Below are 23,618 nucleotides of genomic sequence, written 5' to 3'. Positions count from 1 at the left end.
GGCCATCACCGCGTTTATACGCCTCGGTCACGGAGTTCCGGCATGGATATTCTGCCGGACACGAGCGCGGTCATCGACGGCCGCGTGTCGGAGCGCGTCGACGGCGGCTTCGACGGCACCGTCTACATCGCGGAGGCTGTCGTCGGCGAGTTGGAGGCTCAGGCCAACGACGGCCGCGACAGCGGCTGGGAGGGACTCGAAGAGCTCCAGCGACTCGCGGACCTCGCCGACGAGGGGACGATTACCGTCGAGTACGTCGGTCGCCGCCCCGACGCCGTCGAGAAACGCGAAGCCGGCGAGGGCGAAATCGACGCCCTCATTCGCGATTTGGCGGCCGAACACGACGCGACGCTGCTGACCAGCGACGTGGTCCAAAGCGAGGTCGCGAAGGCGAAAGGGCTGGCCGTCGAGTACGTCGAACCGCGCGAGCGGGACGTCGACACCCTCGCTATCGAGCAGTTCCTCGACGAGAAGACCATGTCGGTCCACCTGAAGACCGGCGTTCGGCCGATGGCGAAACGCGGCTCCATCGGTGAGATGGTGTACGAGAAAATCGGCGACGAGGTGTTGGACGAGGCGACGATGCGGGAGTACGCCGCCGACGTCATCGAGTCCGCACGCGCCTCCTCGGAGGGGTTCATCGAGCTGTCCCATCCGGGGATGGACATCGTCCAGTTTCGGGATATGCGCATCGCGGTGGCCCAACCGCCCTTCTCCGACGCCATCGAGGTGACGGCGGTCCGACCCATCGTCAAGACCGACCTCGACGACTACGACAAGGCCGACGACCTCCGAGAGCGGTTCACCGAACGCCAGCGTGGCGTACTCATCTCCGGGGCACCGGGCGCCGGGAAGTCGACGTTCGCCCAGGCCGTCGCGGAGTTCCTCAACGACTCCGGCTTCGCTGTCAAGACGATGGAGAAACCGCGGGACCTGCAGGTCGGCCCGGAAATCACCCAGTACACCGAGTTGGGCGGGTCGATGGCCAACACAGCCGACTCGCTTTTGATGGTCCGGCCGGACTACACCATCTACGACGAGGTCCGAAAAACGTCGGACTTCGAGACGTTCGCCGACATGCGACTCGCGGGCGTCGGCATGATAGGCGTCGTCCACGCGACGCGGGCCATCGACGCCCTCCAGCGGCTGGTCGGCCGCGTCGAGTTGGGGATGATTCCGCAGGTCGTCGACACCGTCGTCTACATCGAGGCCGGGCAGGTCCACACCGTCTACGACGTGAAGACCGAGGTGAAGGTCCCCCACGGCCTCGTCGAGGAGGACCTCGCCCGACCCGTCATCGTCATCGAGGACTGGGAGACGGGCGAACCCGCCTACGAGATTTATACGTTCAACCGACAGGTCGTCACCGTGCCCCTCGACGGTGCAGGGGAGGGAGAGGCCGAATCCGGTATCGAGCGTGTCGCCAAACAGGAAATCGAACGCGAGATTCGGTCGGTCGCCCGCGGCCACGTCGAAGTCGAGGTAACGGGCTCGAGCGGGGCTATCGTCTGGGTCGAAGACGACGACATCTCGTACGTCATCGGCAAGGGTGGCGGTCGTATCTCTCAAATCGAGGACCGCCTCGGCATCGACATCGACGTGCGCACCTTCGAGGACAAACCCGGCGGGAAGTCCGTCAGCGCGGGCGGCGGAGGCGGGTCCGGCCACGCCGGCGAGGTCGTCACCCCCGAAGTGACCAACCGTCACGTCGTCATCCCGCTCGGTGCCCACCAGGGCGAGACCGTCGAAATCCGTGCCGACGGCGAGTATCTCTTCACCGCGACGGTCTCCCGGGGCGGTGAGATTCAGGTCTCTCGCGGGTCGGCCATCGCCGAGGAACTGGAGGAGGCCATCGACCGCGGCAACCGAATCACGGTCGTCCCGCAGTAACGGCCGGCGCCGGCGCCAGTCGTCCCCTCCTGGGACAGGTTTAAGCCCGAACCCCGCCCCTCTCGGCGCATGCACGAGGTGTTCGAGAACACGGTTCGATTCGAGGAGACCGACGCACAGGGCATCGTCTTCTACGGCAACTACGTCACGTTTCAGGACGAGACGGTGACGGCGTACCTCTCGGCGGTGGGGTACCCCTACGAGGAACTCGAGGCGGCCGACTGGGACGTCCACGTCGTCCACGTCGACCTCGATTACCGCAAGCCAGCGGAGTTCGCCGACACCCTCCAGAACGCGATTCGGGTCGACGCCATCACGGAATCGAGCATCGAATTCGACTACGAGTGTCGCCGCGACGGCGAAGTGCTGGCAGAGGGAAGCGTCGTCCACGTCGCCGTCGACGAGTCGGGCGCGCCGACGCGGGTTCCCGAGGCGTTCCGCGATGCCGTCGTCGCCTTCCAGGACGACCCGCCGGACCCGGTGTAGGCGGCACCTTCTTTTCGCTCGGCACGAAGGAACTGGTATGCCAGGGGCCCCCGACATCGTCGACCGATTGGCGGAGAACCTGATGAGCCTCGGCGTCTACGTCGAACGGGGCGCCCGCGAGGACGACACCGTCCACGTCGAGTACGAGACGGCCGCCGACGGCCTCGTACAGAACGACATCGGCAACGTCTGTGTCGAGGTGGTCGACGCCCACGGCGAGGGGTGGGAGCCGCGGAACTGTCACTTCTGGGCCTTCGACACCGACGGCGGCTTCCACGGCGAGTGGGAACTCCGTGCGGGGTGGCTCCGAGCGCTCGACAACGACAACATCTCCGAGACCGACTTCTCGACGCTCGTCCTCTCGACGCGAGAGCCAGCCGACGACCCGCCGGCGACGGTGCCGGCGTGGGACGCCGACGCCGAGTCCGCGCGGTGACCGAGCGCCTTCGCCGCCGATTGCTCGACGCCCACCGCCCGACACTCGAGACGGTGTTCGACTGCGCCGACGCGGTTGCAGCGTCGTTCGACGGCGGCGCGACGACGGACCGCCAGCGCGTCGTCCCGCCGTTCCGAACCGTTCTGCGGGAGGCCGACGCACTGGAGGCGCTCGTCGGCGCGTGGGCGGAGAGTCTCTCACACGCCGGCTACGACCTGCCGGCCCGACCGGTCGCCGAACCCCCCTACGTCGTCGTCACGTCGGTCGGCGTCGTCCTGCGAGCGACCATCTCGGAGGGCCGCCTCGTCGCGACGCTCCGGACGTTCGATGTCGACCCCTACGAACGGGCGGGCACACTCCCGGAGGCCCTGACCGTCGAACACCGCGGCCTGTAGTCAGGCCGTCTCAGTGCTGGTGGCGAGCAGTAACGAGGGGTAGTCGGCCGTGATGGCGTCGACACCTGCCTCGGCGAACCGCTGGGCGTCGTGCCACGTCTCCGCGGTCCAGCCGGCGACTTCGAGGCCTGCGTCGTGACCTGCTCCCACGAGGTCGAAGGCGGGCGGCGAACCGCGAAACTCGCCGACGAGGGCGTCGCTACCCGCGTGAATCCCATCACAGCCGTGTTCGACGGCGAACCCCAGGGTCGTCTCGGCGTTGGCGGCGACACAGATGGGCGCCGTCTCGTGGTCGTACTCGGACGCGACGGCGACGGCGGCCTCACAGAAGGAGGCCAACCGCACGTCGAGGTCGGTGTCCGTCTCGGCAATCGAGTCGACGACGCGCTCGACGAACGGGACCCAGTGTTCTCGGGCGGCCTCTAGCTCCGTCGGCGTGAGGTGTGCGCCGGGCCGGACGTTCGGCGTACCGGGGTTCTTCAACTCGACAGTCAGGGAAGTGCCGTCGGGAAGCGCCGCGAGTACGTCTTCGAAGGGCGGGACGGTCCACCCGCTGTCGAGGACTTCGGCGCTCGTGACCGTCTCGGTGGGCGTCTCCCAGACGACGCCCTCGGCGTCGGTCAGTCCCGGCGACCCGTCGTTCCGCTGGCCGAGGCGGGTGTCGTGGAAGACGACGGGGTCGCCGTCGGCGGTGGCGTGGAGGTCGATTTCGACGCCGTCACAGCGCGGGTGTGTCGCCGCCGCGAGGGCGGCACCGACGGTGTTCTCCGGAAACGCCCCGCCGAACCCCCGGTGGGCGATGACGCGCGGGTCGGGTGACATATCCGGTAGTCACCCGCCGTCGTCAAGAAGGTACGCCGACGACGAACGGTCGTCCGTTAGCGAGGGTTTATGTTGAGTGCTACCATCGTACGAGTATGCGCTTCGAGAACGATACGGTGTTCATCACTGGCGCCGGTTCGGGAATCGGTCGGGCGACCGCGGTTTCGGTCGCCGAAGAGGGCGGGTTCGTCGTGGCGACGGACATCAACGAGGACGGCGGCAAGCAGACCGTCGATGCCGTCGAGGAGGCGGGTGGCGAGGCCGTCTTCCACGAACTCGACGTGACCGACGCCGAGGAGTTCGAGGCGGTCGTCGACACGGCGGTCGAGGAGTACGGACTGGACGCGCTGGTCAACAACGCCGGCGTCGGCCACCCACCGGCGTACACCGAGGACGTCACCGACACGATGTTCGACTACGTGATGGACGTGAACCTACGCGGCGTCTGGTACGGCTGTCAGGCGGCGCTGCCGCACTTCAAGGAACAGGAAGCGGGCGCCATCGTCAACGTCGGCTCCCTCGCCTCCTTCCTCGGCCTGCCGAAGCAGGCCGTCTACTCGCTGACGAAGGGCGCGGTTCTGAACCTGACCCGCGCGGTCGCCGCCGAGGCGGGGTCGAAGGGCGTCCGCGCCAACGCCGTCTGTCCGGGCTTCATCGAGACGCCGCTGGGTAACCAGTACTTCGACTCGAAGGACGACCCCGAGGCGGCAAAACAGCAGGCCGCCCAGCAGTACCCCCTGAAACGGCTTGGGGAACCCGAAGAGGTCGCCGACGCCATCTCCTTCCTGCTGTCCGACGAGGCCTCCTTCGTCACGGGTCACGGACTCGTCGTCGACGGCGGCTTCTCGGTGAGTTAATCACCGGATTCGAGCGTATTATTGGCCCTACACCCGTAGCGACGAGCATGAAATTCAGCCTTCCGGTTAGTCTCGGCGTACTGCTCGCGGTCATCGTCGTCGGCGTCGCCGGCCTCGTCGGTGGCGGCATGATGCCGCTTCGGACGACGCTCATGATGGTCGCGCCGTCGATGGTCGTCTTCGGCCTGCTGGCGTTCGGGTTGGGTGTCAAACACGGCGAGTTCCGCACCGCTTAGGCCACCGCTTCCTCGAACTCCTCGCCGAAGGCGAGAAAGAGAGCGAGGCCGGCGAGGCCGACCGCGGTTGCGGTCGCGAAGGCAGCTTCCGGCGAGAACGCGTAGATAGCGCCGCCGATGGCCGCAGAGGGAACGACGAGGACGTTTCTGAGGAGGTAGTACGTCCCCGTCACGCGGCCGCCGCTGCCGGCCTCGGCCGGTCCGACGACGAGCGCCTTGTGCGCCGGCAGCCCCGCAAATCGCAGCCCCGAGAACGCGAACAGCGCCGCGAGAACGGCGGCGTTCGGCGGCGCGTAGATGAGCAAGACGGGAAAGACGGCGTAGACTGCGAAGCCCAATGCGACGACGGGTTTGAGGCCGACCCGCCGGGAGAGCCGCGAGACGGGCACCATCACCAGCAATGCGACGGCCATCTCGACTGCCAACAGGACGCCGAAGTAGGCGTCGGGCGACAGGCGGCCGACGGCAGGGAGCGTGGCGCCGACTTCGAGGAACTCCGTGACGACGATGACGAAGAACACGTACACCATCCCGTTGGCGAAGCGGACGAGGGTGTCGCCGACCAACAGCGGTCGGAGTTCCTCGGGCATCGACCGGAGGTCCTCGAGGACCGTCGAGACGCCGCCGAAGGACTTCCCCAGCGTGTCATCGGAGGCGTCATAGAGGACGTACTGGAGGAGCGTCGCGGCCAGTCCGAACGCCGCCGCGACCGCAAGGATGACGCGAAAGCCGGTCTCGAAGGCGAAGACTGTGAGGACGCCCGCCGCCAGAAGCGGGCCGAGCAGGAACGCCAGCCGTCGGAACGTCTCGGTGCTGGCAAACCCCGTCGCCAACTGGTCGGGGGCGACGGCCTGCTTGACGATGGCGAACGTCGCGCCCAAGCCGAGTGATTTCCACGCCTGCGCGAAGACGAGCCCGAGGAAGATGCCGACCGGGAGCACTGCGGGCTCAAGCCAGCCGACGACGATTCGGTAGCCGGCGAGGTCGACGGTCGTCCCGACCGCCGGAACGGTGAGCGTGCCGAAGGAGTCGGCGAACAGCCACACGAGAAAGCCGGCCGTCGAGGCCAGTCCGAACAGCGTCAACGCGAATCGAGAGCCGATGCGGTCCGAGAGCGCCCCGCCCGGATACGGGTACACCGCCGAGACGAGATTGCCGAACGTGCCGAACAGGCCGATTGCGACCGCACCCGCCCCGAGGACGGACATGTATCGCGGGACGTACCGACTCGTCATCTGAAAGCCGAGGCTGAACGCGAACATCGCAACGGAGAGGACGAGCACGTCGCCTTCGAGCGCGAAGAACTGCCTGAGAAGCGACCGCAAGCCGCCGTCGGCGTCGTCCATACCGACCTATTGAATCCAGACGAAATGGCTCTGTTGAAATCCTCAACAGGTGATAGATTGAGAGTAAACGCGAAGTACACTACCGCTCTACCGCGGTAACCCCGCTAGTGTTCTTATCCCCGAATAGAGCCACTGAAATCCCGAGGCCAGCGGCCGAGAGTGTCGTTTCGTGATACCGATGAGCGGCTGGTAATCGTACGACGGCGAGTATCCCCGCACAACTCAGTACAGTCAGCATGAGCGGTTGACTGAGAGCCACGACGAGTCGGAAGTTAACACATATATCCGAAACCGTGTATTCCTACGTTATATGCAATTCTGTGAGGAGTGTGGTTCGCTGATGCACACGGAGGGCGACACGTGGGTGTGTCGCTCCTGTGAGAACGAGGAGCCGCGGGACTCGCAAGCAGAAGCAGCGATGACGACCCAGGATGGACAACGTGACGACGGGGCACCCGCCGTAGCCGACGGAACCCAAGGCTCCACCGAGACGATGCAGGAGCCCTGTCCGGCCGAGAACTGCGACAGCGACCGGGCCTACTACGAGATGATGCCGAAGCCGGGCGGCTCCTACGAGGTTCGGCTGTTCACCTGCGTCGAGTGCGGCCACAAGTGGCGCGAGTAGTGTCTAACAGGCAGAGTTTCAACAGAGCCGATAAAATGAAACGGCCGGTCAGCGCCGGCGGAACAGCACGCCCAACGCGAGCAGGGCGGCGATACCGACGCCGATTCCGAAGCCCGGACCGGCGCCCTCAGTGGCCGTCGGCGTCGCCGTCGCGGCCCCCGGCGTCTCTGTCGCGTCGGGGTCGACCCCTTCGACGATTGCCGGGGCAGACTCGACGCTGCCGTTCGTCGCGACGAGTTCCTGTTCGCCCGCCGAGTCGACGGTCACGACGAGTTCGCCGTTAGCGTCCGTTTCGCCGACGGTCTCGTTGTTCCGTTGGAGGGTCGCTCCCTCGACGGGTTCGCCGTAGGCGTTGAGGACGCTGACGCGGGTCGTCTCGCCAACGACGACGCGGGTGTTCTGCGGTTCGACGGTGAGCGTCGGGACCCGCTGGGTCGTCATCTCGATTTCGCGGGCGCCTTCGGTCACCCGGAGGGAGCGCGAAGAGGAGACGTAGCCCTCCTTGCTCACCGTCACGTTGTATCGTGTGTTGACGGGCACCGACAGCGAGGCGGTGCCGCCGGAACTGCGGACGCTCGCCTCGAAGTTCTCGGCGGCGACCGAGACCCGAACGTCGTCGAGTTCCTGTGGCTCTTCGAAGTGGTCGTCGACGACGCTCACCTCGAAGTTGACGCTGCCACGCTCTAGGGTGAACGACACTGGCGTGTCGACGCCGACGTCCTCGGTACTCGTCTCGCGGTAGTAGCCGGGCTTGACGACGGCGATTCTGTACTCGCCCTGTTCGATGGTGTCCGTCGAGAACGTCCCGTCCTCGTCGGTCCACCCCTCCGCGGCGGTTTGGCCGTCGCGTCGGAACTCGACGCGTGTGTCCTGAAGCGCCTGGTCGCTGGCGTCGGTCACCGTCACTGTCGCGTTGCCCTTCTCGGAGACTCGAAGCGTCACGTCGCGCTCGGTCGCCTCCTCGATGACGAGCGGGTGGTTCCGGACGTACTCTTCGTGTTCTACGTCGAGTTCGACGGTCTCGTCCTCGGGAACGTCGACGAACGCTCGCCCGTTGCTCGCCGTCGTCGCGGTCCGTTCACCGCCCTCCCAACTCGCGGTGATGGTCGCACCGCCGATGGAGGCGTCGGCCTGGTCGACGACCGACACGGTCAGGGTCACCTGCGACTCCGATTGAGCGGCCGCCCCGCCGACCGCACCGGCGAGGAGCCATCCCACCATCGAGAGTGCGATGAGAACACGTAACGTATTTCGCATACAGTTACAACAACAGGTCGGCACTTAGTTTCGCCGGCTAAAGTGCTAACGAACTAAGAGGTTACAGCCGGCGGGCGGCGAGGAGTGCCGACCCCAGCGCCGCAAGAGCCGCGAGCGCGCCGAAGCCGGCGCCGTCACCGGTGGTTTCCTCGGTCGCGGTGTCGCTTCCGTCGGCGCTGTCGGTTTCGGTTGCAGCGTCCGATTCAGTCGCCGTGGATGTGTCCTCCTGGGCGCTCTGCATCGACACCGCGCGTTCCGAGAAGTGGTCGATACCGATGGCGACGTTCGCCGTCGCTTCGGCGCTCGACGACTGAGAGACGTAGTAGCGCGGTTCGTCGCCTTCCATCGCGGACTGCTCGACTTCGCTGTAGGAGTCGGCCTGTGCGGCCGCCTCGCCGTCGACGAACACCTCGATGTCCTCGGCGTTGTCGAAGGCGGACTCCGAGACGCTCGTCAACACGACCTTCCCTTGGCTCTGGGTGCGCTCGACGGTCATGTTGACCTCCTCGCGGCTCTGGCTTTCGACCTCGATGGCGGTGTCCTGGCCGTACTCGACGACGCTGGCGGTGGCCGCGCCGGCCTCTTCGCCCGTCTCCGCCGACTCCTGGAGGTACACCTCGGCGGTGGCGGTGCCGTTCTGAATCATCCGTTCCTGCTCGTCGTCGTCCTCGGAGCGCTCACCATCGCCGTCGTACTGTCGGTAGACGAGTTGACTTCCCTCCTCGACTTCGGCCGTGACGTTGCCCTCCTCGTTGACGACGACTTCGCCGTCACCGACGACGATGAACGCCCCCTGGTTGCCGTCGTCTTTCGTCACGACGACTCGTTCGTCGCTCTCGGATTCGGCCTCCGCGTCGTTCGAGAGGTTCGCCTGCACCATCTGGGCGCTGTCGTTGGCCTGTACCTGGAAGATACCGCGGGCGTTGTCGTGGGCCTGCATCGCCGCGCCGCTCTCGAAGCCGAGGCGGACGCTGGCGTCGGCCTCGGTTCGGGTCTCGACGGCCGAACCGACAATCGAAGTCGCGGCCGAGAGCCCCACGTCGAGGCCGAGACCGGCCTGACTTCGCGCCTCCTCCGAGGACTGGACGCTCACGTTCTCGACGATAACCGCATCGCCGACCGCGTAGTTCGAGACGGCGCTGCCGGTCGTGTTGAACTGGACGTGGCTTCCGGCGTACGCTTCACCTTCCGCGTCGGTGGACTGTGCCGCTGCGGGCGCAGCAGCCGCCCCCACGAGGGAGACGACTAAAAGCGCCGACAGCAACACTGCTCTGTGTCGCATATCGGGCGGAAATCACCGCGTAAAAATAAACTTCTTGGCCGAACGATACGTTTCGACGCCGCGTTACAGTCGGCGGGTCGCTAGCAGGGCCGCACCGAGGGCGGCCACGGCCGCGAAGACGCCGAAGCCGGCACCGTCGCCGCCGGTCATCCCGCCGTCGTCGCCGCTTCCGCCGTCGCTCTGCATCGACACGTCACGCTCGGAGAAGTGGTTGACACCGATTGCGACGTCGGTCGCACGGAACGCCTCGGCGCTCGAGGACTGAGAGACGTAGTACGCCGAGTTGTCGCCGCCCTGTGCGGCCTGTTCGACTTCGCTGTAAGAGTCGGCCTGTGCGGCGGCCTCACCGTCGACGAGGACTTCGACGTCCTCGGCGCTGGAGAAGGCCTCGTCGGAGACCGTCGCGAGGACGACCTTCCCCTCGCTCTGGGAGCGCTCGGCGGTCATGTTGATGGTGTTCTCGCTTCGGCTGGTCACCTCGACGGTGGTGGCCTGACCGTACTCGACGACGCTCGCGGCGGCCTCTTCACCCTCGTCGGAACCGTCCTCTGCGCTGTCCTCGCCGTCGTCGGCACTGTCCTGGCCGCTCTCGGCGGCGGACTCGACGAACACCTCGGCGGTCGCAGTGCCGTTCTGAATCATCCGCTCTTGTTGTTCGTCGTCGTCAGAGCGTTCGCCGTCGTCGTACTGTCGGTAGACGAGTTGGCTCCCTTCTTCGACTTCGGCGGTGACGTTGCCCTCTTCGTTGACGACGACCTCACCGTCGCCGACGACGATGAACGTCCCCTGACTGCCGTCCTCCTTGGTCACGACGACCCGTTCGTCGCTCTCGGATTCGGCCTCCGCGTCGCTGCTGAGGTTGGCGTGGACCATCTGAGCGCCATCGTTGGCGCGCACCTGGAAGATACCCCGGGAGTTGTCGTGGGCCTGCATCTCCGCACCGCTCTCGACGCTGACCGTCGCGCTCAGACTCGTCTGGGAGGCGAGTTGGAGTCCCGCACCGCTGAACTCCGTCGCCGTCGACAGTCCGGCGTCGGCACCGAGACCGGCCTGACTACGCGCCTCCTCCGAGGACTGGACGCTCACGTTCTCGACGATAATCGCGTCGTTGACCGCATAGCCGGCCACTGCGCTGTTCTGCGTCTGGAACTCGACGTGGCTCCCGCTGTAGGCCTCGCCTTCCTGAGTCGCTGCTGCGGGCGCGGCGGCCGCCCCCACGAGGGAGACGACCAACAGCGCCGACAGTAGTGTTGCTCTGAATTTCATTTGCAACTGGTGGAGAGTTCATGGGCCGACATAAATTTCGTGGCCGCTTGTGGGTCATATTACCACGGGCGCTGCGGGCCGAACGCGGCGGATACCGGGCGTGAGCCGCAACCATTAAAGTGTCTGACTGACTAGTCAGTCAATAATGGTTGAAGAGACGCGTGACCGAATCATGGAGGCGACCTATCGAGCCCTCTGTGAACACGGGTACGCCTCGCTGACGATGCAGGACATCGCCGACGAGTGCGACTGCAGCAAGTCGCTGTTGCACTATCACTTCGACACGAAGGAGGACCTGCTGGTCGCGCTTCTGGCACACCTCATCGAGAAGTTCGAAGAGCGCGTCTCGCCGTCCGACGAGGACTCCCGCGAGCAACTCGTCGATCTGGTCGAGCTGTTCTGCTTCGGCGACGACCGCACCCGGGCCGACCACCGGGCGTTCCACACCGCGCTGTTGGAGCTCCGAGCGCAGGCGCCGCACAACGACGCCTTCCGGGCGCAGTTGGCCGAAAACGACGCACAGGTACACGCGACCGTGACCGCGGTCATCGAGCGTGGCATCGAGAACGGTACGTTCCGCGAGGTCGACGCCCGTCGGACCGCCGCCCACGTGCTCGCGGCGATTCAGGGCGCACGGATTCGGTGGGTCACGCTGGGCGACGACGACGCCATCGAGGCCGTCCACGATTCGCTCGTCGAGGACCTCGTCGACGGCTGGCTGGTGGTCGAGTGAGAGACCGGTCAGTCAACGTCACCGACGGCGAGCTGTTCAAGCCGCTCGTCGTCCTCTCGGCCCCCATCGTCGCCGCACAGGTCCTGCAGGTCGGCTACAACCTCGCCGACACCTTCTGGGTCGGCCAGTTGGGCGCCGACGCCGTCGCCGCGCTGTCGTACGCGTGGGCCATCGTCTTCCTGATGGTGAGCGTCGGTGGCGGCCTCACCGTCGCCGGGACCGTCCTCGTCTCCCAACACAAGGGCTCGGGCGACTTCCGGCAGTCACACCACGTCGCCGGACAGACCGTCTCGTTCGTCTCCGTCGTCGCAATAGTTTTCGCCGCCGCCGGCTACCTCTCGGCGCCGTATCTGCTCGCCGTCGTCGGTGCGACCCCCGGCACCGCCGCTCACACCTACGCCACCGACTACACCAGAGTCGTCTTCCTCGGCGTCATCTTCATGTTCTGGTTCTTCATCTTCGACGCGCTCATGCGCGGGTGGGGCGACACGAGGACGCCGCTGTACCTCATGGCCGGTAGCGTCGCGCTCAACGTCGCCTTGGACCCGTTTCTCGTCTTGGGGTTCGTCGACAACCCGATGTTCGCGTGGACGGGAACCGAGTCCCTCCAGACGACGCTGTTCGCGCTGACCGGCTTCGAGGGCTACGGCGTCAAGGGCGCGGCTATCGCCACCGTCGTCGCCCGCTTCTTCCCGGCGGTAATCGGGCTGTACCTGCTTTTGTTCGGCGACGTGGGACTCTCGCCGGAGCTTTCGGACTTCCTGCTCCGACGGGAGACCGTTCGCAAAATCCTCGACGTGGGAGCTCCCATCGGCGCCGAACAGGGGCTCCGCTCGGGCGGCATCGCCGCGATGACGGCTATCATCGCCCTCGCCGGCGACGACGCCGTCGCCGCCTACGGCATCGTCAACCGCCTCGCGTCGCTGCTGTTCCTGCCGGCACTCGGCTTCGCCCGTGGCACCGAAACCGTCGTCGGCCAGAACCTCGGCGCCGGCCACACCGACCGGGCGAAACGGGCCGTCTTCCTCGCGAGTGCGACCGTCGCCGGGGCCTTTTTCGTCCTCGTCGCGGCCGCATACCCCTTCGCCGAAGCGATAACCGGCGTCTTCCTCCCACCCGGCGACGCCGCCGCGGGAACCGTCATCGAGTACGGCGCCGCCTACATCCGCATCGCCGGCCCCGCCTACGTCTTCCTCGGCGTGTTTCAGGTCGTGTTGGGCGGATTCCGGGGATCGGGATCGACCCGAGCGGCGATGTTGCTCTCCGTCCAGGAGTTGTGGCTGTTCCGCATCCCGCTTTCCTTCGTCTTCCTGACCGTGCTCGGGTGGGGCGTCGTCGGTGTCTGGTACGCCGTCGCCATCTCCTTCGTGGCCTCGGCGCTGACCACCGGCGCGTGGTTCCTCCGCGGGACCTGGACTGACAGCGTCGTCGACCCCGACGACGTGGAGGCCCCCGGCGGGCTGGAAGTCGCCGACGACTGACGATTAGGTTCGTTCGAGCGTCTCCGCGACGGCCTCGACTTCGTCACTAGAGAACGTCGGCAGCGCCTCGGGCGTCGTCCTGACGAGCGCGTCGGCGGCGATACCCCGTCGCAATGCAGCCTTGACTCCGCCGTCGAGACCGGCGAGGAAGGCGCCGGCGAAGGCGTCGACGGCGCCGGTCGCGTCGACCGAATCGACCTCGGGCCGCTCGAAGCCGTGAACCGTCGAGTCGTGCCACACTGCGGCGTCGGATGTCCGACACAACGCCACCGTCTCGAGGTCGTGGGACGACGCCAGCGCGTGGGTCACTTTCGAGGGTTCGCCGCCCCGGTCGAACACCGCCTCGACGGCGTCTGCAGTGCCGACCAGCACGTCGACGGCGGGCAACAGTCCCTCCAGGGTCTCCCGTGCGGAGTCGAGGTCGCGCCACCCTCGAGTGTCCAAAACGCCGAGTGCTGTCCTCGCGCCCGCGTCGCTTGCGGTCTTGAGGAACTTCGCGGTCGCACCGGCCAGCCCCGTCGACGCCCGCGGCGTCGCGGCGGTGACGTAGGCGGTGTCGGCGGCCTCCACGCGGTCGGTCGGAATCGAATCCATCGTCAGCCCCTCGACGACCGCGTTCCCGATGTCGTCGATGCGGGCGTCCGGACGCGGCGTGCGGCCGCGCTCGAAGAACGTCAGCCCCTGTCGACCCGTGGCGCTGTCGGCGACGACTTCGACGCCGTGGCCACGGAGTTCGCCCTCGACGCGAGCACCGAGCGGTCCCGACGGAAGTCGCGAGAGCCACACCGGTTCCGCTCCGACTCGGCCCGCCGCCGCCGCGGCGTTGCACTCCGGCCCGGTGACGCCCACGTCGAGCGTTTGGGCCGTTTCGAGCCGTTCGCTCCCCGGCGGCGCGAGTTCCAACGCGGCCGCACCCAGCGTGACGAGTTCCATGGTCGGGCCACACGGCCCGAATACAAATCAGTCCCGGCGGCCGCCGTGGCCCGGGTAGTCCCGCTCGAAGCGGTTCTCGATCTCCTCGCGCGGGAGTTCGATGATCGTCGGCCGGCCGTGCGGGCACGCGTAGGGGTTCTCACAGTCGTCGAGGGCCGCCAGCAACTCCGCGACCGTCCCCTCCCGGAGCGAGGTGTTGCCCTTGATGGAAGGGTGACACGCCAAATCGCCCAGCAGGTCGTCGACGACGGCCTCGACGGTTCCCGCCGGATCGCCCTCGACGAACTCGCCCAGCAAATCGCGGGCCAGTTCGGCCGCCTCGCCGCCGAGTTCCTCCGCGAGGAGTGCGGGCACTGTCGTCACCGTGACGGTTCGGTCACCGCCCTGGACCCGAAAGCCGAGGCGCGCGAGCGCCTCGCTGTGGTCGTCGAGAAGCGCCGCCTCACGGGCGGTGACTTCCAACTCGACTGGGTCGGCGAGCGTCTGGGTCGTCACGTCGCCGGCGAAGCGCTCGCGCAGGCGCTCGTAGTTCACCCGCTCGTCGGCGGCGTGTTGGTCGACCAACAGCAGGCCGTCGGCGCTTTCACAGACGAGGTAGGTGTCGTCGAACTGCCCGAGCACCGACAGCGACGGGAGTCGGTCGAACGTCTCGGGGGCTCCCCGCGTCTCCTCGCCGTCGAACGTCCGCTGTGTGGGTCTGTCGCGGAACCGGCGGCCGGCGGTAGCTGTGGTCCTCTCGTCGCTCGCCGAGGCCGCGGTCGACGCCTCGCTATCTGTCGAATCGGTTCCGGTCAACGCGGGGGTCGGCCGACTGTCGTTGTCGTCGTCCACATCGCCTCCACGCGAAGCGGGGGTGGGTGTGGAACCACCCCCCGTTTCCGGTCGAGCGCGGTGCCCCGAATCGGTCAACTCGGTATCGACGGTCTCGCCGTCGCCATCGTCGCCCGCCGAAATCTCCGTCTGCTCGGGCGCTGAACGGCCCCGCGGCGCCGACGACCGGAGCAACCCCTCGTCCAACAGCGCCGCCTCGACTGCCTCACGGACCTGCCGGCGGACACCCTCGCTGTCGGCGAACAACACCTCGAGTTTCCGCGGGTGGACGTTCACGTCGACGCCGCCCGGCGGCACGTCGATGTCGACGACTGCGAAGGGATAGCGGTCCGGCGCCAACTGCGTTCCGTAGGCGTCGACGACGGCCTCACGGACGGTGCTGGCGGTGACGTACCGGCCGTTGACGAGCGTGGTCATGTACTCCCGGCCCGCGCGGTTGGTCTCGGGATGGCTGATTAGTCCGTCGACGCCGGCCAGCGGGCCGCCGTCGTCGTGGTCGGCCTCGATTGGCACCATCGAGGCGGCGACTTCCCGGCCGTACACCGCCATCACCGCGCTCCGTCGGTCGCCGTCGCCGGCCGTCGAGAACGACTCCCGACCGTCGTGTTCGAGCGTCACCGACACCGCGGGGTTTGCCAGCCCGTAGCCCGCAACGACCGACTGGACGTGGTCGAACTCCGTGGCGTCGGTCTTGAGGTACTTCCGTCGGGCCGGAACGTTGCCGAAGAGGTCGGTCACCTCGACGGTGGTCCCCTCGGGACAGCCGACGGGGCCGCACTCCCGAACCTCGCCGCCGGAGACGACGAGTTCGGTTCCCTGCGACCCACCGCGTGGTTTCGTCCGGATACACAGCCGAGCGACGGAGCCGATGGCGTGGAGCGCCTCCCCCCGGAATCCGAGCGTGCCGATGGAATCGAGGTCGGAAATGTCCCGGAGTTTGCTCGTCGTGTGCTCGCGGACGGCCTTCCGGGCCTCGGCTTCCGACATCCCGACGCCGTCGTCGGTGACGACGATGCGCTCTTTGCCGCCCGACTCGACGCTGACGGTCACTCGCGAGGCGTCGGCGTCGAGGGCGTTTTCGAGGAGTTCCTTGACGACCGAGGCGGGGCGTTCGACCACCTCGCCGGCGGCGATTCTGTCGCGCGTGTCGTCGTCGAGTTCGCGAATGTCGGGGCTCATCGAACAGGGTCGTCGGCACCTTCGTCCGCTGCGGCATAAATATCCGTGTCCGCGCTCCGCGCACGGGCCGGGAACGCTTTTCACGACGGTCGCCGATGACCGACTGTATGATAGTGATGCACGCGGAGCTACCCATCGCACCGGATAGCCGCGAGGACGCCCTCGAACTCGTCGAAGAACTCGCCGTCGAATCCCGCGCCGAGGACGGCGTCATCGACTATCGAGTCACGACCGACATCGAATCGCCCAACACCGTCCGCGTCATCGAGCAGTACGAGGACGGCGACGCAGTCGACGCCCACATGGGCAGCGACCACTTCGAGTCGTTCCAGGCCGAAATCGCCGCCCACCTCGCCGGCGAACCCGAACTGTACCGCTTCGACGTGGACTCGAAGACGCAGTTGATGTAGGTCAGACGAGGCCCCCGAGCAACCACTCCCGTGGCGGTTCCTCGAAGGGCCACTGCCCGCACTGGGATTTCGTCAGGTCCCCACCCATCCGTGCCTCGAACGCCCGCTGTTTCTCGCCGAAACGGTAGTGACACATCTCGGGTTGCTGTTTCTCCCAGTAGATGGTCTGCATGGACGGCGCGCCCTCCGGAATCGGTGGCAGCGTCTCGTATTTCGGCCCGTCCAACTCGGATTGAGTCTCTTCGAGGTCGTCCTTGAGCGGCGTCACCGGTGCGGCGGCCCAGTAGCCGCCCGCGAGGGCCAACACGACGACGACGGCGACGACTCGCCACCGTTGGGACGGCAACTCGGCGTGAGCCACGATGATACCGATACCGACCGAGAGGAAGGTGAAGAGCAGTATCAACTCGATTGCCCCCTGCATCTCGAGGAAGATTTGTCCGGTGTAGCCGATGCCGCCCAAAACGATCCACCAGTACCGTCGGCGGTCAGCCATGAATCCGCGGAGCCACCCATAAGCACCGACGGCGACGAAGACGACGCCGCCGATACCGATCTCGACGACGACGGCGAGAAGCCGGCCGGGAATGGTGTACCCCTCGACGCCGTACACCGGCGCGAGGACGGTCTCGACGAACAGCGGAATAGCCAGTCCGGCGGCGACGAACGGGCCGACGACGACGACGGCGACCGCGAGACCGCCGGCGACCGTCCGGCCGCTCGCTCGCCACCCGCCGCGCTGGAAGCTCATCGCGACGACCAGTATCGCGAGTCCCCCACCCAACTGCCAGAAACCGGCGCTGACCGCCGCTGCGGCGCCGCTTGCGGCGGGGCGGTCCTCGACGGCGAGCAGCAGCGCCGCGGCGCCGAAACAGAACGCGAAGTACTTCGGCCGGATGCCGGACGCGGGGAAGGCGTACACCGTCGGCACGACGAACATCGTCAATCCGGCGACGACGGCGGCGAAGCCGTCGTCGGTGAGGCGGTGTGTGAGTACGCCGACCACGACCACGCCGGACCAGACGGCGATGACGGCAACGAACACGCTTAGGACGTGCAAGACGGCCATATTCCCGCCCGAGAGGAGGGCCAGCACCGTCGTCACCGCGTAGATGAGCGGCGGCTTGAGGTCCCAGAAGTCGACGTACGGCGTCGCGCCCTGCGTGATGTACCAGCCGGCGTGTTGGAACAGCGCCGAGTCGCGGTTCACCGCGAAGGGGTCGGCGGCGAACTTGACGACCGTCGCGACGACGAGGACGACGGCCGCCGTAATCGCGAGACAGCGGAGCCAATTCTCGTCGATGCTGTCGTGGAGTGCTCGAAGTCGTTCGGTCGGTTCCGGTTCGGTCATCAGTCGTTCAATCGCTGTTGCCACTCCTGCACTCGGGCCATCAGTTCTACTGGCGGCACCTCGTTTACGTCGGTGTCGCGTAGCTCTTCAAGCACCGATTCGGTCCCCGGTGGGAGTTGGGGCTCGTCGCCGCCGTCCGACGTGGCCTCCCCTCTGAAGTCGCCGCTGCCCAAATCGAAGACGGCCTGAACAGGTTCGCCAGCGTCACCACCGCCTTTCGCCTCGATTGCCCGCTCCGAACGCAGGCGGTCCAGTACGTCTCCCGCCCGGTCGACGACGGGGTCGGGGACGCCGGCGAGGCCGGCGACGTGGACGCCGTAGGAGCGGTCGGTCGGCCCCTCCTCGATGGTCCGCAGGAAGGTTACGTCGCCGTCGCGTTCGGCCGCCGCGACGTGGACGTTCTCGACGCGCGGCAGTTCCTCGGCCAGCGTCGTGAGTTCGTGATAGTGGGTGGCGAACAGCGTGAACGCCCCGACTTCGTTGTGGAGGTACTCGGTGGCCGCCCACGCGATGGAGATACCGTCGTAGGTGGCGGTGCCGCGGCCCACCTCGTCGAGGATGACCAGCGAGTCTTCGGTCGCCGAGTGGAGGATGTTCGACAGCTCCTGCATCTCGACCATGAACGTCGAACGCCCCTGTGCGAGTTCGTCGGAGGCGCCGACGCGGGTGTAGATGCCGTCGACGAGCCCGACCGTCGCGCCGTCAGCGGGGACGAACGACCCCACCTGTGCGAGCAGCGTGATGAGCGCGGCCTGTCGCATGTACGTCGATTTGCCCGACATGTTCGGTCCGGTCACGAGCAGGAAGCGACGGTCGCGGTCGAGATACAGGTCGTTGGGGACGAACTCCACGTCGGTTTCGACGACCGGATGGCGGCCCGCCTCCACGGAGAGGACGCCCTCGTCGGTCAACTCGGGGCGAGTCCATCCCCGTTTGGCGGCGTGGGTCGCAAGCGAGCAGAAGGCGTCGAGTTCTGCGAGCGTCCGGCCCACTCGCTGGAGCAGGTCGGCCTCGCTCGCCACCGACTCCCGGAGTCGGCAGAACGCCTCGTACTCGCGGTCGCCGCGTTCCTCTTCGAGGCGGAGGATTTCGCGTTCCTTCTCGCGGAGTTCCTCGAAGACGTACCGCTCGGCGTTCTTCAGCGTCTTGATGCCTTCATAGTGTTCGGGGACCGAATCGGTCTCGCTCTTTCCGACCTGGACGTAGTAGCCGTCGGTCTTGTTGCGGCCGACGGTGAGATGCGTGAGGCCGTGACGCTGTTTTTCCCGGTCCGCCAGCGTCTCGAAGAACTCGACGGCCGCCTCGTGGCGTTCGACCAGGTCGTCGAGGTCCTCGTCGTAGCCGCGTTCGATGAGGCCGCCCTCGTGGAGCGTCTTCGGCGGGTCGTCGGCCAGCGCGTCGAGTTCCTGTCGGAGGTCGGCGACGGCCTCGCGGTCGATGTCCGCAAAGAGGTCGCCGACCGGCGAGTCGGCCAGTCGTGTCGACTCCTCGATGGAGGAGGCGAGGTCGGGAAGGAGTTCGAGCGTCGCCCGCGCCCGAAGGAGCGCGTCGGCACCGGCGCTTCCCGAAATCGCTCGCGAGGCGACCCGTTCGAGGTCGTAGGCGCCGGCGAGCGTCTCGCGCAGCCCCTCCCGAACGAGGGCGTCGTCGGCCAGCGCCGCCACCGCCGACTGCCGACGGCGGAGTTCACCCTGTCGTCGTAGCGGCCGGGTGAGCCACTCCCGAAGCAGGCGGCCGCCGGAACTCGTCTCGGTGTGGTCGAGGGTCTCGAACAGCGTCCGGCCGTTGCCGGTCATCGTCTCGGTGAGTTCGAGGTTGCGCTGGGTCGTCGCGTCGACGGCAACGTGGTCGTCGGGCGCGTACGACTGCAGTCGGGTGACCGACGCCAAAGCGCCGACGCCGGTCTCTGCGACGTAATCGATTGCGGCACCGGCGGCGGTCGTCGCGGCCTCGCTGTCGAGGCCGACCGACTCGACGGCCTCGCCGAACTGCTCGCCGAGGGTGTGTCTCGCACGGCCAGGGGCGAAGGCCTCGGTGTCGTGGAGCGTCAGGCGGGCGTCGCTGCGTTCTCGAAGCCGACTCAGGAAATCGTCGTCGTTGCGCACGTCGGGACCGGGGAGTATCTCGACGGGGGCGAACCGGTACAGTTCCGTGAGCGCCCGACTCGCGGCGTCGGGGCCGGAGACCGCCGTCGCCCGGAACGCACCGGTCGTGATGTCACAGAAGGCGAGGCCGTACTCGTCGCCGGTCGAGACGACCGTAGCGAGATACTGGGCGTCGCCGTCGTCGGTCTCCAGTAGCGTCCCCGGCGTGACCACCCGCGATATCTCGCGGACGATGTCGTCGTCGACCTCGCGTTGGTCGGCGACGGCGACGCGATACCCCCGTTCGACGAGCGCCTTCAGATACGGCGTGAGGTCGTCGACGGGGACGCCGGCCATCGCGTAGTTCTCGCCGCCGGCGGAGCGCTCGGAGACCTTCAAATCGAGTTCATCGCCGACCAGTCGGGCGTCGTCGCCGAAGAACTCGTAGAAATCCCCCATCTGCATCGCGAGCACGTCGGCCTCGCTTTCCTCCTTGAGGGCGAAGAACTCGCCGACGATGCCGGAAGCCATATTGGAAGGGTGACGGCCGGCCGCTAAAACGTGACGGGTCCCGTCCGTCAGGCCGTCGCCGCGGTGGACTCCTCTCCGGCGGCCTGCCTGCGGTTCTTGCCGGCGAGTGCGACGAGCATCACGCCACCGATGGCACGGAGCGCGATGTCGAACGTCGTCGTGGCCAGCGTCGCCTCGATTCCGGCGAGTGCGGCGACACTTTCGGCGGGCATGAGCACCATCCCGGGAACCGAAAGCAGCAGCGCCGCGACGCCGAAGCCGACGCGTTCGAATCTGCCCACGTCGGTCCGGTAGTAGCCGATGATGGCGGCACCGAGAGCGTAGACGCCCGCGAACATCCCGACGACCGGAATCAGCACGTCCGGGATGACGAACCCGAGATCGGCGAAGTCGGCGAAGGACATCACCGCCCACTCGCCGCCGGTGTCACCGCCCCGAATCAGCAGGATGCCGGGCGCGAAGACGAACGCGAACGGGACGAGAATCTTGTTCAAAGACAGCATGAACGCCATTCGGCCGGTCTCGAAGGCGTCGGATTTGGCGACGCCTGCGGCCGCGTAGGCGGCGACGGCGACCGGCGGCGTCACGTCCGCCATCAGGCCGAGATACAGGACGAACAGGTGTGCCGCGAGCAGCGCGACGCCGAACTCCTGCATGGTCGGCCCGAGCAGCACGACGATGATGATGTACATGACCGTCGTCGGCATGCCCATCCCGACGATGATGGCCGCGACGCCGGTCAGAACCAGGAGGATGACGAACGACCCGCCGCTGACGCCGAGGATGAGCGCCCGGAGGCTCCCGCCGAGTCCGGTGAGGTTGATGATGCCGGGGATGACGCCGGCGGCGGCGACGGCGACGACGACGACGGTCGCCGTTCGTGCGCCGTTGTCGAGCGATTTGAGGATGAACGTGGCGAACGACCCCGCACGCGATGTCGCCATCTCGCTGCCGAATCGCTCGTCTATGGCCGCCGTCGTCTCGGTGACGGTGTCGTCCAACTCCAGGAGCGGCGCCTCCGACCGCGGCCGGGCCAACAGCGTGAGCACGCTGAGACCGATGGCGATGACCGCCAGTTGTGGCAAGGCGGCGCGGACGGCGGCGGCGGGGCCGAGTCCCGCCCCAGCGTCCCCGAGCAGGAGACCGATAATCGTCGTCCCCGCGAAGAACTGCGAGAGGACGCTCGCGACGAACAGAGCGAAGATGCCACCGATCAGAACCGGCCCGGCGTCCCGGTTGTAGGCCGCCACCACCGAGATGAGCGCGACCGTCGCGACGATAGTGAACCAACCGGCCCGACCGATGGAGAGGCGAGCGATGACGATGTAGTACAGCAACAGGCCGAGCGGGACCAGATAGAACCAGCCGCGTCGCATGTGTGGGCCGATGTCCAACAGCTCCGACCGGGGGAGCCCCCCGATGCCGTGTTTGCCGGCTTCGAGGTCGACCATAATCCACATCCCGAAGAAGAAGGCGATGGCCGGCAGCGTCGCCGCGATGATGACCTCACGGAACGGGACGCCGATGAACTCGACGATGAGGAACGCGGCCGCGCCCATCACTGGCGGGAGAATCTGCCCGCCGGAGGACACCGACGATTCGACGGCACCGGAGAACTCCGGGGAGTACCCGGAGCGTTTCATCAGCGGAATGGTGAGTGCGCCGGTCGTGACGGTGTTCGCGACGGAGGACCCCGAAATCATCCCCATGAAGCCCGAGGAGACGACGCTGGCTTTCGCCGGGCCGCCCTGTTTGGTGCCGGTCATCGAATACGCGAGGTCGATGAACCACTTGCCGGCGCCGGACATCTCGAGGAACGCACCGAAGAGGATGAAGATGTAGATGAACCGGACGCTGACGCTGACCGGGACGCCGAGGATGCCCTCGACTGTGTACCAGAGGTTCTGGACGACCTGGTCCCAGCGGAGTTCGCTGGTCGCGAGCAGGCCGACCCCCGGCGCGTCGCGGGGAATGAGGTAGCCGAAGCGGCCGTAGATGATGAACAGGCTCACGAGCGACATCAGCATGACCCCCAGCGCCCGTCGGGTGGCCTCCAACACCAGCAGAATCGCGAGGACGCCCATCAGGTACCCGAAGGGCCACGTCGAAAGCGGACCGACGGCGAGCGGTTCGAGCCAGGGGTACAACTCGCCCAACGGCGCGCCGCCGCGGAGGCCGAACACCCGGATGACGTCGATTACCTCCGAGTACCGCGTCAGGTAGTACAGCGTCGGTAACAGCGAGAGGAAGATGAGGCCGACGTCGACCGGCGTGATGCGGTCGTGCTCGGGGTCGAGGAATAGCCAACTGACCGCACCGCTGATGCCCTCGAGTACACGGGTAATCGGGTTGTCTCCGAGTCGGTCCCGAACGAACGGCGTGATTCGCCCGAGACGGCGCGACACCGCGCCGGTACCGTCCGAAATCGGATACAGGAGGAACGCGAGAATGAGCGCGAAGTTGACGTGGATGGCCCGCAGTTGCAGTTGCTGCAACGAGATGAGACGGACGGTGCCGATGCCGGGAATCGTCGCCTCGAAGGTGAACCCGCGGGCGGCTATCCACAACTGGAACAGCGAGAACGTGATGCCGACGGCCGCGACGGCGACGAGTGCCGCCCCCCGGAGGGAACGCTTCCGTTCGATTTCTTCGAGGACCTGGTCGGCGTCCTCGGCTGCCGCCTCGTCGGTCGTGGTTTCGTGGTCGTCATCTACCATTGTGGGATTCTGAGCCGTGTTTCGACGCTGATTTCGACGGTGCCGCCGTCGGCGATGTCGACGAGGTCGTATCGTCGGTCCCCGACGACGAGGTCGTGGTCGGCCACGTAGCCGGTCGTGATACGAAGTGGGTCGTAGTGCCGTTCCGGTGGGTAATAGACGTATCTATCGTTTATCTCGGTGACGGAGACGGTCGACGGAAGCCCAGCACCGTAGGAGCTGAACTCCATCCGTGTCATCGTCAGTCGGTCACCGTCGACGGCGTACACGTCGCTGACGAGCGTCTTCTCGACGCTGTGGGTGTATTCGACGGTGACTTCGGTTCCGTTGTCGACGGGCGTGACGAGGAGGTCGTCACCGTCCTCGCTGACGACGAGGACGGATTGGGTCGCCGCCCCCGTTGCGGCGACGCCACCGACGCAGACGACCGCGATGGCGACGAGGGCCGCCAACCACACCCGGCGGGACAC

The 23,618-nt window shown here is 67.0% G+C and carries 21 protein-coding genes; 10 read left to right on the top strand and 11 right to left on the bottom strand.

Annotated features, from left to right (window positions below; all coding sequences use genetic code 11):
• Nucleotides 1-42: 42 nt before the first annotated feature.
• The 4 genes from HWX69_RS04325 to HWX69_RS04310 all read left to right on the top strand — a co-directional run bounded on the left by HWX69_RS04325 (nucleotide 43) and on the right by HWX69_RS04310 (nucleotide 3,207).
• Nucleotides 43-1,890, top strand: a complete 1,848-nt coding sequence (locus HWX69_RS04325) for a PINc/VapC family ATPase (protein ID WP_178915873.1) — start codon at nucleotides 43-45, stop codon at nucleotides 1,888-1,890.
• 69 nt (nucleotides 1,891-1,959) lie between these two features.
• On the top strand, nucleotides 1,960-2,376 hold the full coding sequence (locus HWX69_RS04320) for an acyl-CoA thioesterase (protein ID WP_178915872.1): 417 nt from the start codon (nucleotides 1,960-1,962) through the stop codon (nucleotides 2,374-2,376).
• Nucleotides 2,377-2,413: 37 nt separating this feature from the next.
• Complete coding sequence (locus HWX69_RS04315; RefSeq protein ID WP_178915871.1) at nucleotides 2,414-2,812, top strand: hypothetical protein; 399 nt, start codon at nucleotides 2,414-2,416, stop codon at nucleotides 2,810-2,812.
• Nucleotides 2,809-3,207, top strand: a complete 399-nt coding sequence (locus tag HWX69_RS04310) for a hypothetical protein (protein ID WP_178915870.1) — start codon at nucleotides 2,809-2,811, stop codon at nucleotides 3,205-3,207. Before HWX69_RS04315 ends, HWX69_RS04310 begins: the two co-directional genes overlap by 4 nt.
• On the opposite strand, the gene HWX69_RS04305 is transcribed toward HWX69_RS04310, so the two are convergent.
• On the bottom strand, nucleotides 3,208-4,029 hold the full coding sequence (locus tag HWX69_RS04305; RefSeq protein ID WP_178915869.1) for a glycerophosphodiester phosphodiesterase: 822 nt from the start codon (nucleotides 4,027-4,029) through the stop codon (nucleotides 3,208-3,210).
• 95 nt (nucleotides 4,030-4,124) lie between these two features.
• Between HWX69_RS04305 and HWX69_RS04300 the strand changes: the two genes are divergently transcribed.
• Entirely contained in the window at nucleotides 4,125-4,886 is a 762-nt protein-coding gene (locus tag HWX69_RS04300; protein ID WP_178915868.1) for an SDR family NAD(P)-dependent oxidoreductase, read from the top strand.
• A gap of 47 nt (nucleotides 4,887-4,933) precedes the next feature.
• On the top strand, nucleotides 4,934-5,122 hold the full coding sequence (locus tag HWX69_RS04295) for a DUF7333 family protein (protein WP_178915867.1): 189 nt from the start codon (nucleotides 4,934-4,936) through the stop codon (nucleotides 5,120-5,122).
• On the opposite strand, the gene HWX69_RS04290 is transcribed toward HWX69_RS04295, so the two are convergent.
• On the bottom strand, nucleotides 5,119-6,468 hold the full coding sequence (locus HWX69_RS04290; RefSeq protein WP_178915866.1) for an MFS transporter: 1,350 nt from the start codon (nucleotides 6,466-6,468) through the stop codon (nucleotides 5,119-5,121). The genes HWX69_RS04295 and HWX69_RS04290 overlap by 4 nt on opposite strands.
• 310 nt (nucleotides 6,469-6,778) lie before the next feature.
• Between HWX69_RS04290 and HWX69_RS04285 the strand changes: the two genes are divergently transcribed.
• The gene (locus HWX69_RS04285) at nucleotides 6,779-7,093 is read left to right on the top strand and encodes an RPA12/RPB9/RPC11 RNA polymerase family protein (RefSeq protein WP_178915865.1); all 315 of its coding nucleotides are present in this window, start codon (nucleotides 6,779-6,781) and stop codon (nucleotides 7,091-7,093) included.
• Between the two features lie 48 nt (nucleotides 7,094-7,141).
• Here the strand turns inward: HWX69_RS04285 and HWX69_RS04280 are convergent, their stop codons facing one another.
• From HWX69_RS04280 to HWX69_RS04270, 3 genes are all read right to left on the bottom strand, one after another.
• A complete protein-coding gene (locus HWX69_RS04280; protein WP_178916601.1) occupies nucleotides 7,142-8,350 on the bottom strand; it encodes a carboxypeptidase regulatory-like domain-containing protein in 1,209 nt (402 codons plus the stop codon).
• A 61-nt stretch (nucleotides 8,351-8,411) separates the two neighbouring features.
• Nucleotides 8,412-9,632: a hypothetical protein gene (locus tag HWX69_RS04275; RefSeq protein ID WP_178915864.1), complete on the bottom strand. Its 1,221-nt coding sequence runs from the start codon at nucleotides 9,630-9,632 to the stop codon at nucleotides 8,412-8,414.
• Nucleotides 9,633-9,695: 63 nt separating this feature from the next.
• Entirely contained in the window at nucleotides 9,696-10,898 is a 1,203-nt protein-coding gene (locus HWX69_RS04270) for a prolipoprotein diacylglyceryl transferase (RefSeq protein WP_178915863.1), read from the bottom strand.
• Between the two features lie 145 nt (nucleotides 10,899-11,043).
• Here HWX69_RS04270 and HWX69_RS04265 point away from each other — a divergent pair, with 145 nt between their 5' ends.
• Nucleotides 11,044-11,631, top strand: coding sequence for a TetR/AcrR family transcriptional regulator (locus HWX69_RS04265; protein ID WP_178915862.1), 588 nt, complete (start codon nucleotides 11,044-11,046; stop codon nucleotides 11,629-11,631).
• Nucleotides 11,628-13,112 carry an MATE family efflux transporter gene (locus tag HWX69_RS04260; protein WP_178915861.1) on the top strand — a complete coding sequence of 495 codons (1,485 nt, stop codon included), beginning with the start codon at nucleotides 11,628-11,630 and terminating at the stop codon, nucleotides 13,110-13,112. Before HWX69_RS04265 ends, HWX69_RS04260 begins: the two co-directional genes overlap by 4 nt.
• A 3-nt stretch (nucleotides 13,113-13,115) precedes the next feature.
• Here HWX69_RS04260 and HWX69_RS04255 read toward each other — a convergent pair whose 3' ends face one another.
• Together HWX69_RS04255 and mutL are read right to left on the bottom strand one after the other, a co-directional pair.
• Nucleotides 13,116-14,045 carry a PfkB family carbohydrate kinase gene (locus HWX69_RS04255; protein ID WP_178915860.1) on the bottom strand — a complete coding sequence of 310 codons (930 nt, stop codon included), beginning with the start codon at nucleotides 14,043-14,045 and terminating at the stop codon, nucleotides 13,116-13,118.
• A gap of 27 nt (nucleotides 14,046-14,072) precedes the next feature.
• Nucleotides 14,073-16,055, bottom strand: coding sequence for a DNA mismatch repair endonuclease MutL (gene mutL, locus HWX69_RS04250; RefSeq protein WP_178915859.1), 1,983 nt, complete (start codon nucleotides 16,053-16,055; stop codon nucleotides 14,073-14,075).
• Nucleotides 16,056-16,162: 107 nt separating this feature from the next.
• Here mutL and HWX69_RS04245 point away from each other — a divergent pair, with 107 nt between their 5' ends.
• Nucleotides 16,163-16,465: a putative quinol monooxygenase gene (locus tag HWX69_RS04245; protein ID WP_178915858.1), complete on the top strand. Its 303-nt coding sequence runs from the start codon at nucleotides 16,163-16,165 to the stop codon at nucleotides 16,463-16,465.
• A gap of 1 nt (nucleotide 16,466) precedes the next feature.
• On the opposite strand, the gene HWX69_RS04240 is transcribed toward HWX69_RS04245, so the two are convergent.
• From HWX69_RS04240 to HWX69_RS04225, 4 genes are read right to left on the bottom strand one after another with little or no spacing between them, the layout of a single operon-like run.
• Nucleotides 16,467-17,816: a DolP-mannose mannosyltransferase gene (locus tag HWX69_RS04240; RefSeq protein ID WP_178915857.1), complete on the bottom strand. Its 1,350-nt coding sequence runs from the start codon at nucleotides 17,814-17,816 to the stop codon at nucleotides 16,467-16,469.
• Complete coding sequence (mutS, locus tag HWX69_RS04235) at nucleotides 17,816-20,431, bottom strand: DNA mismatch repair protein MutS (protein ID WP_178915856.1); 2,616 nt, start codon at nucleotides 20,429-20,431, stop codon at nucleotides 17,816-17,818. Before mutS ends, HWX69_RS04240 begins: the two co-directional genes overlap by 1 nt.
• Nucleotides 20,432-20,478: 47 nt before the next feature.
• On the bottom strand, nucleotides 20,479-23,148 hold the full coding sequence (locus HWX69_RS04230; RefSeq protein ID WP_178915855.1) for a TRAP transporter permease: 2,670 nt from the start codon (nucleotides 23,146-23,148) through the stop codon (nucleotides 20,479-20,481).
• Entirely contained in the window at nucleotides 23,142-23,618 is a 477-nt protein-coding gene (locus tag HWX69_RS04225) for a DUF1850 domain-containing protein (RefSeq protein WP_218644664.1), read from the bottom strand. Before HWX69_RS04225 ends, HWX69_RS04230 begins: the two co-directional genes overlap by 7 nt.

It is taken from the genome of Natronomonas gomsonensis (assembly GCF_013391635.1).
Taxonomy (GTDB): domain Archaea; phylum Halobacteriota; class Halobacteria; order Halobacteriales; family Haloarculaceae; genus Natronomonas; species Natronomonas gomsonensis_A.
Note: the sequence above shows the minus strand (reverse complement) of the source record. Positions and strands in the feature narration are given on the sequence as shown.